13 protein-coding genes and 1 pseudogene are annotated in these 17,642 nt (G+C 69.4%); 8 read left to right on the forward strand and 6 right to left on the reverse strand.

Annotated features, from left to right (window positions below):
* Positions 1 to 24 precede the first annotated feature (24 nt).
* Entirely contained in the window at positions 25 to 798 is a 774-nt protein-coding gene (locus PV796_RS36085; protein ID WP_274917962.1) for a type 1 glutamine amidotransferase, read from the forward strand.
* Between the two features lie 197 nt (positions 799 to 995).
* On the forward strand, positions 996 to 1,760 hold the full coding sequence (locus PV796_RS36090) for an alpha/beta hydrolase (protein WP_274917963.1): 765 nt from the start codon (positions 996 to 998) through the stop codon (positions 1,758 to 1,760).
* Positions 1,761 to 1,902: 142 nt separating this feature from the next.
* Here PV796_RS36090 and PV796_RS36095 read toward each other — a convergent pair.
* The 3 genes and pseudogenes from PV796_RS36095 to PV796_RS36105 form a co-directional block, all read right to left on the reverse strand.
* A pseudogene (locus tag PV796_RS36095) lies at positions 1,903 to 2,786 on the reverse strand (MFS transporter); the annotation flags it as partial.
* 457 nt (positions 2,787 to 3,243) lie between these two features.
* The gene (locus PV796_RS36100; RefSeq protein WP_274917964.1) at positions 3,244 to 4,590 is read right to left on the reverse strand and encodes an NAD(P)/FAD-dependent oxidoreductase; all 1,347 of its coding nucleotides are present in this window, start codon (positions 4,588 to 4,590) and stop codon (positions 3,244 to 3,246) included.
* A gap of 795 nt (positions 4,591 to 5,385) precedes the next feature.
* Complete coding sequence (locus PV796_RS36105) at positions 5,386 to 5,988, reverse strand: hypothetical protein (RefSeq protein WP_274917965.1); 603 nt, start codon at positions 5,986 to 5,988, stop codon at positions 5,386 to 5,388.
* A 405-nt stretch (positions 5,989 to 6,393) separates the two neighbouring features.
* Between PV796_RS36105 and PV796_RS36110 the strand changes: the two genes are divergently transcribed.
* Positions 6,394 to 7,539, forward strand: a complete 1,146-nt coding sequence (locus tag PV796_RS36110; RefSeq protein WP_274917966.1) for an alpha/beta hydrolase — start codon at positions 6,394 to 6,396, stop codon at positions 7,537 to 7,539.
* 61 nt (positions 7,540 to 7,600) lie between these two features.
* Here the strand turns inward: PV796_RS36110 and PV796_RS36115 are convergent, their stop codons facing one another.
* Positions 7,601 to 8,149: a GNAT family N-acetyltransferase gene (locus PV796_RS36115; protein WP_274917967.1), complete on the reverse strand. Its 549-nt coding sequence runs from the start codon at positions 8,147 to 8,149 to the stop codon at positions 7,601 to 7,603.
* Between the two features lie 240 nt (positions 8,150 to 8,389).
* Positions 8,390 to 9,934 carry a serine/threonine-protein kinase gene (locus PV796_RS36120; RefSeq protein WP_274917968.1) on the reverse strand — a complete coding sequence of 515 codons (1,545 nt, stop codon included), beginning with the start codon at positions 9,932 to 9,934 and terminating at the stop codon, positions 8,390 to 8,392.
* Between the two features lie 179 nt (positions 9,935 to 10,113).
* Here PV796_RS36120 and PV796_RS36125 point away from each other — a divergent pair, with 179 nt between their 5' ends.
* The 4 genes from PV796_RS36125 to PV796_RS36140 all read left to right on the forward strand — a co-directional run bounded on the left by PV796_RS36125 (position 10,114) and on the right by PV796_RS36140 (position 15,089).
* Positions 10,114 to 10,671 (forward strand): TetR/AcrR family transcriptional regulator, encoded by a 558-nt coding sequence (locus PV796_RS36125; RefSeq protein ID WP_274917969.1) that lies wholly within the window; start codon positions 10,114 to 10,116, stop codon positions 10,669 to 10,671.
* A gap of 448 nt (positions 10,672 to 11,119) precedes the next feature.
* Positions 11,120 to 12,112, forward strand: a complete 993-nt coding sequence (locus tag PV796_RS36130; protein ID WP_274917970.1) for an agmatine deiminase family protein — start codon at positions 11,120 to 11,122, stop codon at positions 12,110 to 12,112.
* A 139-nt stretch (positions 12,113 to 12,251) separates the two neighbouring features.
* Complete coding sequence (locus PV796_RS36135) at positions 12,252 to 13,388, forward strand: agmatine deiminase family protein (RefSeq protein WP_274919360.1); 1,137 nt, start codon at positions 12,252 to 12,254, stop codon at positions 13,386 to 13,388.
* 519 nt (positions 13,389 to 13,907) lie between these two features.
* Entirely contained in the window at positions 13,908 to 15,089 is a 1,182-nt protein-coding gene (locus PV796_RS36140; RefSeq protein WP_274917971.1) for an ATP-binding protein, read from the forward strand.
* Here the strand turns inward: PV796_RS36140 and PV796_RS36145 are convergent.
* Positions 15,076 to 16,200: a hypothetical protein gene (locus PV796_RS36145; protein ID WP_274917972.1), complete on the reverse strand. Its 1,125-nt coding sequence runs from the start codon at positions 16,198 to 16,200 to the stop codon at positions 15,076 to 15,078. The two genes, PV796_RS36140 and PV796_RS36145, sit on opposite strands and share 14 nt — an antisense overlap.
* A gap of 868 nt (positions 16,201 to 17,068) precedes the next feature.
* On the opposite strand from PV796_RS36145, the gene PV796_RS36150 reads away from it, so the two are divergent.
* Positions 17,069 to 17,641: a hypothetical protein gene (locus tag PV796_RS36150; protein WP_274917973.1), complete on the forward strand. Its 573-nt coding sequence runs from the start codon at positions 17,069 to 17,071 to the stop codon at positions 17,639 to 17,641.
* Position 17,642 lies beyond the last annotated feature (1 nt).

The raw sequence follows: 17,642 nt of genomic DNA on the forward strand, positions 1-17,642 counted from the left end.
CCTGTTCCTCCAGGAGACCTGCTCATGCCCACCCGCACCGTCCTGATTCTCCAGCACGTCGAGGTGGAGAAGCCCGGCCTGATTCTCGACGCGTTGGACGGCAGCGGCCTCGACGTGGAGGTCCGCAACCTCATCGACCTGCCGGACGCCTCGGCGGCCGACCTGCCGCCGGTTTCGGACCTGGCGGGGCTCGTCGTGATGGGCGGCCCCATGAACGCCGATGATCTGGCCGCCCATCCGGCACTCAAGCTGGAGCGGGACCTGCTGGCCGAAGCGTTGCGATGCGGAACCCCGACGCTGGGCGTGTGCCTGGGAGCCCAACTCCTCGCGCGAGCCCAGGACTTGGCCGTGCGGAGCGGCGCCGAGCTCGGCCGGGAGAGCGAGATCGGTTGGAGTCCGTTGCGCGAGGTGGACCGCGACGACCCGGTCGTCGGTCCGTTGGCGGACGCGCCGGCCGTTCTCCACTGGCACGGTGACCGCATCGTGCCCGGCGCCGACACCCGCGTTCTGGCCCGTACCGACACCACCGAGTGCCAGGCATTCCGCATCGGGCAAGCTGCCTGGGGTCTCCAGCTCCACCTGGAGGTCACGCCGGCCCTCCTCGACGACTGGCTCGCCGAACCCTCCTTCGCCGCCGAGGCCACGGACGCCCTCGGTCCGCAGGCCATGGACAAGTTGAAGGCCGACGCGCGCGCCGCCGCCCCGGCCCTGCGCCCGCTGGCCGAGCGGAGCTTGACCCACCTGCGGGGCCTCTTCGAGGCACGCGCCAACGGCTGGCGGACCCGTTCGGGACCGTGATCACGTGACGGGGAAAAGGATTGGACGGGATGAGGATCGGGCTTGTAGCTTTCAATTGACCGTGACACCGCCCGAGGAGGTGAGACCCATGAACGCAGTACTGACGTGGGTGCTCCCCCTTCCCGTCACGGCCGGCGACTGACGTAGGTGTCGCCGGGAGCGCCTCGACCACAAGGCACTCCCGAAAGGCAACACCTATGTACCCTCTGCAATTCACCGCCGAGTCGTCGTCGAACGACATGATCGAGCGCGACTTCACCCTGGGCGACATCCCCGGGGTTCTCTGGTCGCCGGCCTCCGGCGCCGATCGCGCGCCCCTGGTCCTGATGGGTCACGGCGGCGGCGCCCACAAGAAGCACCCGTCGATGCCGGGCCGCGCCCAGCGTCTCGTGACTGGCTGCGGCTTCCATGTCGCCGTCATCGACGCGCCCGGCCACGGCGACCGGCCGCGCACCGCGCACGACGAGCAGGAGATCGCCGAGCTGCGCGCGGCGCAGGCGGCGGGCGAGCCGACAGGCCCGATCGTCGTCCGCTACAACGCCCGCCTGGCGGAGCTCGCCGTGCCCGAGTACCAGGCAACTCTGAACGCCCTTCAGGGACTTCCGGAGATCGGCATCGATGGGCCGGTGGGCTACGTCGGCATCGGGCTGGGCACCGGGATCGGGGTGCCGCTGGTGGCGGTCGAGCCCAGGATCACCGCCGCGGTCTTCCTGTCGACCTACCCCGATGTTCTGGTCGACAGCGCGAAGCGGATCACCATCCCGATCGAGTTCCACCTGCAGTGGGACGACGAGCTCATCCCGCGCGAGGCCGGTCTCGCGCTGTTCGACGCCTTCGCCTCGAAGGAGAAGACGTTGCACGCCAACGCGGGCAAGCACCTGGAAATGCCCAGGTTCGAGGCCGACAGCGCGGTGCGTTTCTTCGCCCGGCATCTTGGCCGGGCGGTCGCCTCGGCGGCCTGAAGATGAGCGGTAGCGGCGCCCGGTCTGCCGACTGGGCGCCGCTAACTCGGCCCGGGGCGGTCAGCCTGCTGCTGTCGCTGTAACCCCGGGGAGGGGCATCGGCGTGGACGTCGATGCCCCTCCGCTTCGTAACTGACTTTCGTCAGGCGGTCGTTGGCTCCGTGGCGTGCAGGTTGGCGTGCGTTCGGGGTGGTGGGGAGGTGAGGCGGCCGGCGCGGTGGAGTGCGTACAGGGCGGCGGCGCAGGTCAGGCCCAAGGCGAGGAGGGCGGCCCACGGGAGGGCGGGGCGGCCGGCGTTGCGGGCGGCGTCGAGGGCGGCGCCGGTGAGGAGGTTGCCGCGAGGGTGATGCCGATGCCGCAGATGGTCTTGTAGCGGCCGTAGTGGGTGGCGACGAGGCGGTTGCCGGCGAGGCGGACGATGGTGTCCCTCTCGAAGGGGAACGCGATCATCGTGCCGAGCGCGAGCAACAGGGCCGACAGCGACGGCGGCACCGCCGCGAGCAGCCACAGCCCCGGTCCGCCGCGTGGTACGGGTGCGGCGGTGGCCAGGAGCAGTGGTAGGAAGGCCGTGCCCAGGGTGATCAGCCCCCAGACGAGTGCCGCGCCGGGCGCCATGCGGGCTTTGCACCAGGCGGTGACCTTGGTCTGGAAGGCGATGGTGCTCAGACCGGAGACGGCGAAGAGGGCGGCCACGGCGGCGGTGTCGAAGGTCCCGTCACCGCCCAGGCGCCGAACCTCCAGGGGGAGTGCGAGGTAGATCTGGAAGGCGAGGACGTAGGAGCCGACCATGGCGGTGGAGAAGAGCAGGAAGGGGCGGTTGGCGAGGATGCCGCGCCACTGGGCCCGCGGGGCCTGTGGGTTGCCTGTGTGTTGCTGGCCGGTCCGTGGTTCATCCGTCGCCTGGTCTCCTGCCCGTTGCGGGGTGGCTGTGTGCCTGCGGGCCGGTAGGGCGCGGATCTGGACGACGCTCAGCAGGGCGAAGATCCCGGCAGCCACCAGTCAGGTGACTCGGAAGTCGACGCCGGTGTTCCGCCGCCGACGGGGTGGTGCGCGCTGAGGCAGAGGCGGGGAGCGGCGGTGGTGGCGGCTCCGGGGACGGGCTTCGGGGCTTGCCCGCTCGGGCAGTTGCCACCTTGGGGTCGTCGCAGTGGTGACACGACGGGGAACCGTGGGCGACGTGCGCGACATGGGCGCTGACGGCGTGGGGTTGCCGGTGCGCGATGGGCGTGGAGTTCGGCGACTGCGTCGACGGCGAGAAGAGCGGACAGAGGAAGGCGCCGAGGAGGGCGAGGAGGAACAGGGCCGTGGGCAGGCGCCGTTGTGGGAGGCGCCTGTCGGACGTACCTGTCTGTGTTCCCCATCCCTCAGTTGACGCCCCGCGGTCGAACCAGGGGCCTGTTTCCTCTCAACTCTCGTATACCGGAGCCCTGTTGACCCTCCGTCAAGCCATGGCGCGACGTCCCGCGTGTGAGGTTGTGGGGATTCAGCCCGCCGTCGTGCGAGCGTTGTCGCCCGCGGGAGGGCCGGCGAGGACGCGGGACAACAGCCGTGGGTCGGCCAGTGTCAGGGGCCCGGCGGTCATGTGGAAGAGGCTGGAGAAGGCCGTGAACAACTTCGGGTCGTGCGGGACGGTGTCGATCAGGCGGTTCATGAACCAGTTGCCGGCCTTGACGGGCCAGGCAAGCCGCGACCTTTCCCAGGCACGGTCGGGGATGGTCGCCATCAGCCAGGGCGAGACGGTCAGGCGCGCCAGTCGCTTCTGGAAGGCGTGTCCGTCGAGGGGGGTACGGGCACGCTGGCTGCGGAGTGTCTGCTCCAGGAGGCGGGCTTCGAGGCCGGCGACGGTCATGCCCTGCCCGTAGGCGGGGTTGAAGGTGCACACCGCGTCCCCCATGGCGATCAGCCCTTCGGGCCAGCGGGGAAGGCGGTGGTAGGCGATCTTGCGGTTGAGGGTACGCGCGTAGCGGCGCACTGCGGAGGCGGGGGTGAGGGAGGCGATGGTGTCGGCGATGGGGCCGGGCAGGGACTTGGCGTAGGCGAGGAACTCGTCCTCGGTGCGCGGCAGTTGGGTACCGCCGGCTCCGTGCAGGGTGACGTGGAGCACGTTGTTCTCGATCTGAATGGCGTAGCAGCCCTTGTGGAAGTCGGGAGCCCGCAGGGGTTGCAGCAGACCCATCCACGAGGGCGCGGCCTGCCCCTCCGGGTAGGTGTAGATACGCGAGGCGTACCCGATCTGGGCGTCCACGGTTGTCGTACGGGGGTCGGGCAGGCCGAGCGCGGCCAACCATTGCGGTAGGTGGGAGGAGCGCCCCGAGGCGTCCACGACGAGATCCGCGACGATCTCGTCCTCGCTGTCACCGTGCTTGACGCGCACTCCGGTGACCTTGCCGGGACCGCTCGTGCGCAGGCCGGTGACGGTCAGTCCGTCCCGCAAGGTGACGGGCTCCAAGGCCGCCACCCGTCCGCGGACAACGTGCTCCAGGAGGGGGCGGGAGAAGGTCTGGATCGGCATGCCCATCGGCGTGGGCGGCGGGGTGCCGTGGGGCAGCACGGCGCACAGGCCCTCGCCCCAGTCCCACACCGGCGCGCCGGCGCGTTCCAACTCCGCCCGCAGCCCGGGGAAGTACCCCTCGAACACCTTCGCGCCCAGGGCGAGAAGGGCATGGACATGGTGCCCCTGCGGCACCCCGGCCCTGGGCCCGGACGCACGCGGAAGCGTGTCGCGTTCGATGACGGTGACGGCCTCGAAACTGTCGGCCAGGACCCGTGCGGCGGCGAGCCCCGCCATGCTCGCCCCGATCACCACGGCGTGCCGAACGTCGGTACCCATAGGCGTAGTGCTCCCTCTTCCCACTGCGGCCCGAACCCCCGCTGTTCCAGGGCTTGCCCGCTTGGCTTCCAGATATTCCGAAGACTGTGATCCTGTGAGCACGCTCCGTGGCGTGGCGAAGTTCGCTCTCGGAGTGCGTCTCGTGCCTCCACCGCGAGGCGGGTGAAGAAGGCGGCGTTTCCCACGGGCGGGGTGGTAGCCGGGTGCGACTGCCCGGAGCGGCGCCAGCGGCTGCTGCCGGCGCGTGCGGTGGACCGTGCCGTGGCGAGCTCCAGCGGTGTGGTGGGTGCTGAGGCAGGGCCCCTCGTCGTCGGCGTGCCGGCGCTCGCGCATCAACACCCTTATACAGCCGCCCTGTTGGCCCTGCATCGGGCCGTGCTCGACGTCCCGCGTGTGCGGCTGTTGAGCACGCTGCCGGGGTGCTCACCTCTGCGGCTCCTTGGGCGTTTCGCGAGGGTGTTTCCTCTCGGGGCGTCAGCGGTGGGGCGCGCGGAGAACGGCCCCGGTTGCAGCATGCGCAGCGCGTAGTGGTCGCCATGCACGTCGGGCGAAGACCGACCCGAATGGGTGATGGTCGCGCTGCGCGCTGCTGTGGGAGCGGATCACGTGTCGGCCCCTCGCATGGGGAGGGGACGACACGGGCCAGACTGTGCCATGGCCGTGGCGGGATGGGCAGCGGCTAAAGGCCACAACGGAGTCCGGTGGCGCCGTAGGACGCGTCAAACCGCTGCGTGAAGCTCTGAGCTAAGCAAGACTGCCGCCGCCGCGCAGTGAACCCGGGCCCAACCGCCTGGCTCACGGCGTCTCTTCGGTGCATCTGGTGACTGCCTTCAGCAGGTCGGTGAAGTCGGTCTCCAGTGGGTTGAGGCGCTGCAGGCTGGCCAGTCTGATCGTCTTTTGGTTGGGGCACCGCTCGTCCAGGACGCGGGTGGGGAGGGCGTAGAAGGTCCACTGGTCGAGGTTCAGCGGATCGAGGGTCTGTTTGTCCTGGTGGTGCAGTAGGCAGAAGACGTACACGTCAGAGCGGCGCCGTACGTCGGTCGAGGTCCTGCCGGTCTGGGCATCCCAGCCGGAGGCCGGGGCGATGGAGAACGAGATCTCCGAGAGCTGGGACTGTGCCCACGACTGCAGGTATGCCGCTGACTTCACCTCGACGCGCAGGCCCTCGGGTGTACGGATGTCGACGGTGTCCCATTCGGTGCGGGTACCGGTGGCGGTGCCGAGGGCCGTGGCCACGAGGTACTCGGCGAGGACGCCGCGCAGGGTGTTGTTGGCGAGGTCGGAGCAGGCCCAGCTCCAGAACTCGTCGAGTCTGCCGACGGTTTCACCGCGGGTCCGTATCGGTTCGCTGCCGCTGCGGCGCTCGATGGCCAGTGGGCCGAGGTCGGGAGTGCTCACAGTCTCTCCTGACGAGGGTGTGGGGTGAGTGATGCTCATCCTGACAGCAGCCACGGACAACGGATGACAACGGAGTTGCACGCTGAGCGGATCACGGGCTGAGACCGCCGTGCGGGCGTGGGGGAGGACGGCCGTTACCCGGCCGGCACGCCCCTCTGCGGCACACAAGTGGGGCTGTGCCGTACGGTCATGCCTCTCCGGTGCGTGGGCGGCGTGCCGTTGCGGGGACGCGCGCAAGGAATTGTGAACATTCCTCCACTCCGAAGTGGCCTGCACTACCGTCGAGTTGGCGAGTCGCCGTGCGGGCACGGGAGCCCGACCGGATGTTTCGCTGTCGCCCGGGCACCACAGCGCACAAGTGCTGGTGCCACCGCACCTTGCCGAAAACGTCATAGGGGGATCGGTATGAACAGCCAACCCAAGGCTGTGTTACGCAGCCGGGCCGTTGAACTCGTGGCTCTGGTCGCCCTGTTCACCGCCATGCTCGGCCCGTCTGCGCCCACCGCACGTGCCGCGCCCGCCGCAGGTGCGGTACCGGTCGAACGTGTCGCGCCCGTCGCACGTGCGGCAACCGTCCCGCCCCACTTCGCGGACGGATTCGGGCTCACCGTGGTCAGCCAGCCGAAGTGGGTGGGCAAGCGGACGTTCGTCCTCACGGTCAAGTCCACCGAAGTCCCGGTCTACGACGCGATGCAGGGCCAGGTCTCGGGCCAGCACGTCCTCATGGTCACCGTGCCGACCGGGTACAACGGCGCCGCGGCCACCCGTTACCCAGCGCTGTACATGCTGCACGGCGCTCCGGAGCGGCCGAACGCCCTCCGGTACCTGAACCTGCTCGAACGGGCCACCCAGGGCCGCCCGTTGATCACCGTCACGCCGAACGGCGGCGGCCGCGGCTGGTATACCAACTGGGTGAACCCCGGCTCACGGGGTCGGCAGAACTGGGAGAGCTTCCACCTCGACCAGGTGATCCCCTTCATCGACGCCAACCTGAGGACCATCCCGTCCAGGGCGGGCCGGGCGATCGTCGGACACTCGATGGGCGGCTTCGGCGCCTTCCACTACGCCGAGGACCGGCCGGACCTGTTCAGCTACGTGGGCAGCTTCTCCGGCGATCTCGATCTCGATGATCCGGTGATGCGGGCCGCTGTGGTCGGCAGCAGCCTGCTCCCGTCGTTCGGTACGCCTCTTGAGAAGCCTGGCACGATCTTCGGGCCGCCGGTGTGGCCCCTGGACGCCGGCTGGAACAAGGCGAGCCCCGCCCAGCACGTCGGAGCGCTGCGCGGCATGGGCGTGGCGATGTACACCGGCAACGGCGGAAATCTGACGGTCGATCCGGTCCTGGCTCTGGCCGAGAAGGAGGTCGAGCAGACGACCCTGCGGGCCGCCGCCAACCTGCGTGCGGCGGGCATCCCGTACCACCTGGTTGACTACGGGAACGGCAGCGCGTGGGCTGCGGGCTGCAACGGCAAGCACAGCCAGGACGCCTGCCTGCGAGCCGACATCAACGACTATGTGTCGCTGATCATGAAACGCCTGCAACACCCGTGATCTCAGGCGGACTTCGGCGGCGGCGGATGCCATCCGTCGCGCTGGCCTGGCGGGCGTGAGCTCATGCGGGTGGTGTGACCGGGAGCCGCACGCCCATCCACTGTTCGGCGCCCCACGCCTGGAACCGCTCCACCTCCGTGAACCCCAGCGTCGCAGCGAGGCGCATCGAGCGGTCGTTGGCGGTCTGGGTGTAGAGCACCACCGGCTCGTCGGGGAGCTCGTCGGCGAACCAGTCGAGCGCCGCCGCGCACGCCTCGGCGGCGTACCCGTGTCCCCAAGCCTCCGGCAGGAGCAGGTAGCCGAGTTCGGCCTCTCCGACATCTGGACGGACGTGACTGCGATGCTCCGCGTCACGCCGGTTGAGCTCGACGGTGCCGATCATCGCTCCGTCGAGCTCGATCGCGAAGAGGCCGGGGCGTCGCTCCGGCGTCTCCGGCAACTTGCGTTCGCACTCCTCACGCGGTCGAGAGCCGCCCAGGTAGGTGTTCACCTCCGGTGAGGTGAACAGCTCGATGAACGTCGCACGGTCCCGGGCCTCGGATGCGCGGAGTACGAGCCGCTCGGTCCGTATCGGGGCGGGTGGCCAGGCGACGGCTCCTAGTTCGGTCATGGCGGGCAAGCTACCGCACGCCCGCCGGGCAGGAGCCTCGGACGACCAACAGGCAGATCGACGGTCCACACCAGCTACGACGCGTCTCCCGCGGCGAGTTGGTCCATGAGAGTGCGGAAGTGCGTGGCCCGTTTCCGCCGACTGAAAAATCAGTCAATGCATGAGGTGCGCCTCCGAACTGGAAGGAGCGACCAGGCATCTGGTCTCCTGGCGTCGGAGGGACTGGAGGTTTCGGAGGGGTCAGTCGTCGTTGCGGTAGTGGCTGAGGGAGACCGTCACCGAGCCGCCTCCGGGAACGGCTTCGACCAGCCGCACGATCGCGATGTCCCGGCCGTTGGCGCTGCGTACGCAGAAGGGGTGCTGGTCTTCGACTTCGCTGAACTTCAGCGAAGTCACCGGGTTGTTGTCGATCCCCGAGAGGCAGCCACCGACGGTCAGGCTGTCACCGGGGGCGATGAACGCGTCGCTGTCCTCGGGGATCGCGAAAGCGGTCGCTGTGCGGGACAGGTACCAGGTGGCGCTGGACTCCGGAACGACCTTGCCGTTCTGCAGGTCGAACTCGTAACTCGCATCCGGGGAGGTGAGTTCCACGCCCGCGTATCCGGGGCGGTAGGCGTCCTCGGGAGCCTCCTCCGACTGCTCGGATGCGGTGGACGGGGCCGCATCCTCGGCGGGGTAGTCGAAGTAGTAGACCGCACCGCCGCCGAGCAGCAGCGCGGTGGCCACCGCCAGGACGAACCAGCGAACGGGCCTGCTCCGGCGCTGCGGTGGGGGTGGAGGCAAGGCGGGATTGGACCCTGCGGGCTGGGGGAGGGGCACGGAGGTGGCGGTGACGGTCGGCTGTGCGTGTGGTGACTCCGGTGGTGCGGAGGGTTCGTGGTGGCGGCTCAACTCCGAACGAACGGCGGTCGGGAGCCAGCCTTCGGTGAACCGCACCTGGGCGCCCACGGCGGGGTGGCGGCGCACCGCCTCGATGAGCGTGGTGGTCGTGGGCCGCGCGGCGGGGTCCTTCGCCAGGCACTGCCCCAGCAGGTCGTGCAGTTCGACCGGTACGCGGGAGAGGTCGGGCGGTTCGTGGACCGCCCGGTACAGGGCGACGGATTCGGGGCAGTCGCCGAAGGGGGGTCTGCCGCCGGAGGCGTAGACGGCCAACGCGCCGAGTGCGAAGACGTCGGTGGCAGGGGTGGCGATCCGCCCCAGGGCCTGCTCGGGAGCCATGAAGGCGGGTGTGCCGATCCGCAGGCCGGCGCCGGTCAGGGCGACGGCGTCGGCGGCACGCGCGATGCCGAAGTCGATGACCCGGGGGCCGTCGGCGGCCACCAGCACATTGGCCGGCTTGAGATCCCGGTGGACGACCGCGGCGCCATGGATCGACTGAAGGGCCTCCGCGATGCCCGCCATGAGGAGCAGTACGGTCCGCACCGGCAGCGGACCGTGCCGGCGGAGCACCTCGTGCAGTGAGGGGGCGGGCACGTAGGCCGTCGCCAGCCACGGAGTCACGGCATCGACACCGGCGTCGATGACCTGGGCGGTGTAAAGACCGTGAATGCGCCGGGCGTTGGACACCTCCTGGGCGAAGCGGTGACGGAACTCGGGATCCCCGGCGAGTTCCGACCGCACCGCCTTGAGGGCCACCGGGCGGCCGCCCGGCGTGTACGCCAGGTACACATGTCCCATGCCGCCCGAGCCGAGCCGGGCGTGCAGCCGGTACCCGCCGATCTCCTCTGGATCATCGACGGCCAGAGCCGCGGAGGTGGGCAGCGCGCCGGGATGCTCGGAGGTCATGTGCTGGCTCTTTCGCGAGGGAGCGGCGATCGCGGCCCCACGGAGGGTCGATCGAGGGAAGGCTGGATGCCCGCCCAGCGGCCTGATGCTAACTGAAGTTTCAGTCAATAGGATGTTGGGGGAGCGAGACGAAGGGACAGCTAAGGTGAGCGACCGTGGGTGACCGTAAAACAACAATCATGGAAGCGGCCGCGCGGGTCATCGCCCGGCGCGGGGTCCGCGGGCTGCGGGTCGAGGAGCTGGCCGCCGAGGCCGGCGTGTCCACCGCGCTGATCTACTACCACTTCAAGGACCGGGCCGGCATCCTCCGCCGGACCATGGAGTTCATCAACGACCGCGCCGGGAGTTACACCACCGATCGTGACCCGGACGCCGCCCCCCTCACCCCCCGGCAGGAGCTGGAGCAGACCCTGCTCCTGGAACTCCAGGACGACGAGGTCGTCCGAGAGAACAGCACGGCGTGGGGGGAGTTGCGCGCCAGCGCCATCTTCGAGCCCCATCTGAGAGAGGACCTGGCCAAGGCCACGCTGGTCTGGGTCCAGGAGATCGCCGCGCTGCTGGGCGGGATACGTCCCATGGCCACCGCCTCCAGCCTGACCGTCGCCGCCGAGCGGCTGACAGGTCTGGTGGAAGGGCTCAGCATGCGCTGGCTCAGCGGCATCCTGCCTCTGGAGCACGCCCGTGAGCTGGTGCTGGACGCCGTCGACGCGGAGCTGGAGCGGTTGGGGCGCCAGTAGGAGCGGGCATTCCCATGGGCTGACCTCAGGCCGGAGCTACGGGGAGACGTGTCTGGCAGAGGTTGACCGAAGAGGTTGACTGAAAATTCAGTCAGTGTCAGAGTGAGGGGAGTGGGGAGCGGTGATGCCGGGCCCCTGCCGATGCGCCCAGGCTCAGGCACCACGCGCCGTCGCGACCGTATTGAGGAGCGTAGGCGGGGTGAGGGCCACAGCCGATCCCGCCGGCAAACGTCGTCGGCACGCAGGCATGTCTTCGGACGGCAGTGGCGGGAACGTCCCCTCCTCCGGTCCGACCAGCCCAGACGGTCAACGGCCGCCCGGCCTCATGAATGCGATGTGGAGCCCCATGAACGACCTCCCCGTAGGTAAGTGGCTGCGTGATGCCCTCCTCGGTCCGCGTCCGTCGCGAGGGGCCCTGCCCAACAGCGCGGGAGGTTTCAGTTGGCGCGTGCCGGCCGACGACGTTCCGCACACCCGGACCTGGATGTCGTGGCCGTCGCGAAGGTCCATCTGGGGCCGCCACCTCACGGGAGTCCAACAGGACATCGCCCTGATCGCCCGCACGGTCGCGGCGTACGAGCCGGTGATCATGTGTGCGCCGGACGAAACCACCGCCGAGGTCGCGCAGGCCGCTTGCGGTCCCGGCGTCACCGTCATCGACTCGATCCCCACGGACGACCTCTGGATGCGGGACACCTGTGCCGTCTTCCGGCGCGACGGCCGGGGGAACCTCGATGCCGTCGGTCTCAACTTCAACGGCTGGGGGCGCAAGCAAGCGCATGACGACGACGCCGAAGTGGCCTGGTCCGTCGCCGAACTGAACGGAATCGCGTTCACCGAGGCGGACGTTGTCGGGGAAGGCGGCGCCATCGAAACCGATGGCGACGGCACGGTACTGGCCACCGAAAGCAGCCTGGTGAACAAGAACCGCAATCGCGGGATGAGCAGGGACGATATCGAAGAGGCCGTCCTGGCGGCATACGGTGCCGAGAAGATGATCTGGGTTCCGGGTGTGCGTGGTCGGGACATCACCGACAACCACATCGACGTCACCTCCCGCTTCGTCGGCCCCGGTGTCGTCATGGTGCAGGTGCCGCCGGGCGACCGGCGCGACGTCTGGGCCAGGGACGCCCGCGAGCAGCTCGCCGTCCTGTCCGCCGCGACCGACGCGAAGGGGCGGCGTCTCCAGGTGATCCGCGTGGACGGGCCGGACACCGTACGCTCGCGCAGCTCGACGTTCGTGGACTCGTACCTCAACTTCCACCTCGTCAACGGGGGAGTGATCACCGCGCAGTTCGGTGACGCGAGGACCGACGCCGCGGCCCGCCGGACCCTGGCCGAGGCGTTCCCCGGACGTGAGGTCGTCCAGTTGGACGTCGACCGCCTCATGGGCGGCGGCGGGGGAATTCACTGCTCGACCATGCACCAACCCATTCCGTAGCCAGGCACCCATCCGCACCTGTCGGAAATCGCCACGACCGTCCCATACCCTTCATCCTCAGGACCCCTGATTCAGGATCAGTTCTCCCTGAATGCGGGCTCGTTAGCTGTATTCGGAGTTCTCCGTGCCCAAGACCCTCATGTCCCGCCGGAACGTCCTGCGCTCTTTCGCGGGCATCGGCGCCCTCGCCCTCGGAACGGCGGCCTGTGGTCCGCGCGACACCCCGCAAACAGCCGGCTCCTCCGCCGCCTCACCGAAGACCGCGGGGCGACGCTTTGGCGCCGAGTGGGACAGTCACACCCGTACCTTCATGTCCTGGCCGGCCCTGGAGTCGGTCTGGGGGGATCAACTCCCGTCCGTGCGGGCGGACATCGCGCGCGTGGCCCGCGCGATCGGCGAGTACGAAGCCGTGGTGCTGATGGCTCGCCCCGAGCAGCAGGCCGCGGCCCAACAGGCATGCGGCTCCCAGGCCGAGGTGATCCCCCTCAAGGTCGACGACCTGTGGGCGCGGGACACCGTGCCCGTGTTCGTCGAGGACTCCGGCGGCATCCTGGGCGTTGACCTGAATTTCAGCGGCTGGGGCAACAAGCAGGAGCACCACAACGACGCCCAGGTCGGCCGCACCCTTCTCGCGAAGTACGACATCCCGCGCACCAGGGCCCCGTTGGTGGCCGAAGGCGGCTCCTTCGAGACGGACGGAGAGGGGACCCTGTTGGTCACCGAGAGCTCGGTGGTCAACGAGAACCGCAACCCGGGGAAGAGCCGCGATCAGATCGAGGCCGACATCAAGAGCAGTCTCGGCATCGAGAAGGTGATCTGGCTGGCCGGCGTGCGCGGCAAGGACATCACCGACGCGCACGTCGACAGCATCGCCCGGTTCACCGCGCCGGGCGTCGTCCTCGTCGACCGCGCCTTCCCCGACAGCCCCCCGGACGTCTGGTCACGCGCTGCCGACCAGGCCAGGTCGGTACTCAAGGACGCAACGGACGCCCGTGGCAAGCCCGTTGAGGTCGTCGACCTGCCCCAGCCCGACCTCGACCAGATCACCGGCCGGGGCGATGCCTTCGTCTCCACCTACGCGAACTTCTACGTCGCCAACGGCGCGGTGTTCATCCCCCGCTTCGGCGACGCCAAGGCCGACGACCGCGCGAAGGGGATCCTGCAGGACCAGTTCCCCCAGCGCGACATCGTGCAGGTGAAGATCGACACCATCGCCTCGGGCGGTGGCGGCATCCACTGCTCGACCCACGACCAGCCCGGCAAGCCCGCCAAGTAGCGGGCGCAGCGGCGCCTCGGTCGCCCGGGACGGTGCCGTGCTGACGGCGGGCCCTGGCCCTGTTCGCGTACGGCCACGGCGCGTGGTGGAGGGGGCCGGACCTCGCGGGGCGCTCGGCCGTCATGCGGTGTCCGTGGTGATGGCCGTGAGCATGGGGACCCTCGCGGCCTGGCGCCCCGACCGGAGGGAGGCGAGAACGCCGATCGCGGTGGCGGCAAGGCCGGGGCCAACGCCCTCCTTCGCCTTCGGCTTTGAGCTGGGAGCAGGGATGGGCAGGGAAGGAATCGGGTCACCCGGGAAGGTGAGGCAGCGGACAATCGCCGGCTCCGGCGAGGTCGAGGTTGCTACAAGTACCGGGTTCTCTCTATCCGTCCTCGGCCCGCGCGGGGATGCCGCCATGTTCGTCGCACCCTCACGGGACGGTGCGGGGGTGTGGTGCTTGCCGCTGCCGGGCCCTTGCGCCTGATTGCGGAAGGTCATATGCGAGTTGTCCTGTTGGGCGAGCACCGTGCGGACAGGATGGTGCCTCCGTTCCGGCGCGCCGGAGCGGAGGTGGTCGTGCTGGGGTTCGTGGATCTGGACGCGTTCCTGGGCCCTGGGGCCGTGTGCGGGAAGCTACCGCCCGAACTGACCGACGCCGGTCTGTTGTCGCTCCTGCGCGAGTACGACGCGGACCTCGCCGTTGCGAACATGGGCCAGATCGGCCAGGAACGCCTGCTGCCTGTATACGCCCGGGTGGGGGCGACCTGGCGGTCGACGGGGCACCGGATGCTGGCCCACTCCGAGGACTTCGCGTGGCTTGCCACCGACAAGGTGTGGCTCCACTCCGTCGCGCGGCAGCGCCACTGGCCGGCGCCGCGCGGGGTTGTCTGCGACGCGCCGGCGGCCCTGCTGGCCGCCGCTGGCTCGATCGGGCTGCCCACCGTCGTCAAGGAGGCGTGCAGCGAGCCGTTCGCCGGCCGCCATTACGTGGCGGACAGCCAGTCCTTGCAGCAGGTGTGCCGGGAAGTCAGGTATCCCGTTGTGGTGCAAGAGGCTGTCGAGGGTGAGGAGTTCGGCGTTGAGCTGCTGACCACTCCATCGGGCACGGTCATCTGGCCTGTCGCCTCCATGGGGCGGCTCGACGGTGACTGCGCGCCGGGGAAGCGGGTCCGGGTCGCGCCGGCGCCGTTGCCTGACCAGGCGCACGAAGAGCTGTTGAAGGTTGTCCAGGACATCGTGGACGCCTTCGGTCCGGCGGGCCCGTGGCAACTCGACTTCGCGGTCGGCGACGACGGGCGGCTGCACCTCATCGAGATCAACGGACGGCTCAGCGGCATGACCAATCTGAGCTGGACGAGCACGGACGTGGACCCGCACGCCGCACACGTCGCCGCCGCCCTGGGGCAACCCCCGCCGCCGTGCCGGGCCGAGCGGGTGGCGCTGGAGCTGCCGGTACGCAACGAGGCCGTCCTGCCGCCGGTTCCGGCCGGAGTCGAGCTGCGCCCCTTCCCGGGCAACCCCGCCAACCGCGGTCCCCTGCACCTCGGTTACTACCGGGCGGTGCTCGGCGTTCCGGCCGATCGCGAGGACCGGGCCCGTGAGTGGTTGCTGTCCGTACCGGAGGAACTGCTCCTGGCGAGCCCCCGGATGGCGCTCGATCAGCTCACCCGGGGCATGCTCGCGCTGAAGCAGGGCGGTTCGGCCGTTACGTCGTGCTGATGGGGGCGAAGACCGCGGCCATTTTTCCGCCGCGGGCGACGTTCATGACGGGGTCGGCGCTCAGCCGGCTTCCGTAGCCGATGACCTGCCCGTCGAGCACGGGGACGACCAAGTCCCGGAAGTAGTGCCCTTGCTCGGCGGGCACGGTCGGCACGTTGACGCGCTGCTGGACCAACCAGCCCTGGTGCTGCGGCGCGCGCACGGCGGACTCCCACTCCGCGGCGGCGGTGTGGGTGCCGATGACGATCTGCTGGCCCCGGGAGCCGTAGGGCGCCTTGAGCACGAGCTGTTCGCGCGCCGCGATCGCCTCCGCGCAGGTGATGCCGTCCCCGAGTTTGCGGCTGTAGGGGACCAGGGCGTCCAGGGCCGCGGCTTGTGCGGGGGTGAAGAGGTGCCGGAACCGGGGATCGGAGAGCACGGCCAGGCAGAGCTTGTTCTCCGCGATGAAGCGCTCGGCGAGGACATTGGGAATCACCAGTGACCCGCTGGTGACCCGGGAGCAGAAGTCGTCCCACTTGGTGGGCTCGTGGAAGTCGTGCGGAATGTATTTGAAGTACCCCAGACGCAGCTCGTCCGCCCGCCCCACCTCGTCGGGCCGCAGGACCAGCGGAGTCCGGCCGCGCCGCCGCAGTTGCGCATCCATGATCCCGAACTCGTGGGCAGCGCTGCGCGCGTTGTGGAAGATGCCGATGTCTTGGGTGTCCTCTTCGGACAGGCCCCGCCGCCGGCCGTAGTCGATCAACCAGTCGGCGAACCACTCGGGGTGCTCGAACGGGGTCCGGGCCGTGCCCTCCAGCTCGGTACCCAGATCGGACTGGCGCCAGAGCCGGTTGAGCATGCCGAAGGACAGCGCGGCGCCGGGGCCGCTCGCATTGAACTCCAGTACCTTCGTGGTGCCCAGGGTGTCGCCCAAGAGGTCCAGGCGGCAGAAGTCGACGCGCAGCCGGTGCGGTTCGGGACACTCCATGACCCAGCGGTGCAACGGTGCCGGGACCGCGAGCAGGTCCTGCACCTGTGCGTCGCCGGGGTAGCTCCGTACCACCTGCTGCAGGCACTCCACCGCTGTGGTCACCCACTGCCGCAGGACGGGCTCGGCCGCCGCGTGCAGCACGGTGATCGATGGGCAAACAGGCCAGGCCCGCCGGTAGATTTCCAACGACGTCGACGTGATCGCTGCACGTTCGGCGTCGAAAGCCGCCTGGGCCGATTCGATTGTCGCGATCAGTCGGGAATCCGGCTGCCCGGACCCCGAGGTCAGCCCGAACTCGGCCTCTACAAGCGGAAGGTCAGTGACACAAGCGTTGATCATGCCGCCCATCCTCGCCTCGTACCTGAACCCGCAGAACTCCACTCATCGGGAGATCACCCGGCCGGGTGACATATCCCGGGCTGCGGTTATCCAGCGGTGTAACAGGCCAGTGCCCGCGTGGTGGTTGGTGGCGGTGGACTCCCCATGAGGCGTGGAACCGTCGACTGGGTTGACAGGTGGCCCCACGCTACGTTTCGGTCCCCTTGCGTTGACCGATCGTGTCAACGCGCCCCGAAATCACGGTAGATGGCCCGGGCCCCATACCGGCTCGGCTTTCTCCCAGGAGCTGGGGAGAAGTTCCTTTCGCGATCTTCGGCAGGCGTCCGTCAGCCAGGAGCGGAGTTGATGCATCCGGGGCGGCCGGTCGTGGCTGGAGTTCGTTATCGCCGTGCATTACTTGCTGCGATCTCGATGCTGTGCTGAGTAGGGTGCCGCGCGTGATTTCCAAGGGACGGCACCAAGACGGGGATGTTGCGGCGGCCCTTGACCGGGCCAGGAGCGCTGGCTGCCAGGTAGTGCCTGATAAGAATGGGCATCGATGGGGGTGGGTGGTGTGCTGCTCTTGCGGAGCACGCCATGTTGTCTCGGGCACTCCGAAGAACCCTGGTAATGAGGCGAAGCGTATTGATCGCTTCGTCAGGGACCACCGGCACTGAAAGGACATCGCGCTGTGTCTGAGTGGAGCTTCACCCTCCTGATCAATCAGCCCCTCACCCCAGGGCAGGCCGATGCCTTCGACCACTGCGACGCCTTCGCCGACGGCTCGGTCTCCTACACCCTGGGGCCCGACAATTCCGAGGCGTATGCGCACGCTCCGGACCCGGAGGCGCTGAGGGAGCTGTCGTGCGACATCGAATCGCCGACGCTGCTGGACGCCGTCGCACAGGTGGCCCGCGACATCCGGCTCATCCCAGGGCTGCGCGCCGTTGGCGTGCGGTACGGCGACATCGTCACCCTTGAGGAGGCCGCACAGCGCTGCGGGCGCGGCCATCACGAGCTCGTTGAACTCGCCAAGGGCCGGCGCGGACCCGGCGGATTCCCCGATCCGGAGTCCGGAACGGACGGCACGGAGTTCTACTCCTGGCGCAAGATCGCCGCATACCTGGCACGTGCGGGCGTCGCAGTTCCCGAGACGCCCCGCGACCTCGTCATCGCGGACCACGCGTTGCGTCTCGCCGATGCACTCGAAGGCGCTGACGTTTCACCAGGCACGCTGCGCTCTCTGGGCCTGCCGCTCAACTGAC

It is taken from the genome of Streptomyces sp. WZ-12 (assembly GCF_028898845.1).
Lineage (GTDB): Bacteria > Actinomycetota > Actinomycetes > Streptomycetales > Streptomycetaceae > Streptomyces.

What these genes read in the sequence shown, in the direction of transcription:
- PV796_RS36085 (WP_274917962.1), top strand. Translation starts at nt 25, where the DNA reads ATGCCCACCCGCACCGTCCTGATTCTCCAGCACGTCGAGGTGGAGAAG.
- PV796_RS36090 (WP_274917963.1), top strand. Translation starts at nt 996, where the DNA reads ATGTACCCTCTGCAATTCACCGCCGAGTCGTCGTCGAACGACATGATC.
- PV796_RS36140 (WP_274917971.1), top strand. Translation starts at nt 13,908, where the DNA reads ATGGTGCCTCCGTTCCGGCGCGCCGGAGCGGAGGTGGTCGTGCTGGGG.
- PV796_RS36135 (WP_274919360.1), top strand. Translation starts at nt 12,252, where the DNA reads ATGTCCCGCCGGAACGTCCTGCGCTCTTTCGCGGGCATCGGCGCCCTC.
- PV796_RS36100 (WP_274917964.1), bottom strand. Translation starts at nt 4,590, where the DNA reads ATGGGTACCGACGTTCGGCACGCCGTGGTGATCGGGGCGAGCATGGCG.
- PV796_RS36120 (WP_274917968.1), bottom strand. Translation starts at nt 9,934, where the DNA reads ATGACCTCCGAGCATCCCGGCGCGCTGCCCACCTCCGCGGCTCTGGCC.
- PV796_RS36110 (WP_274917966.1), top strand. Translation starts at nt 6,394, where the DNA reads ATGAACAGCCAACCCAAGGCTGTGTTACGCAGCCGGGCCGTTGAACTC.
- PV796_RS36125 (WP_274917969.1), top strand. Translation starts at nt 10,114, where the DNA reads ATGGAAGCGGCCGCGCGGGTCATCGCCCGGCGCGGGGTCCGCGGGCTG.
- PV796_RS36115 (WP_274917967.1), bottom strand. Translation starts at nt 8,149, where the DNA reads ATGACCGAACTAGGAGCCGTCGCCTGGCCACCCGCCCCGATACGGACC.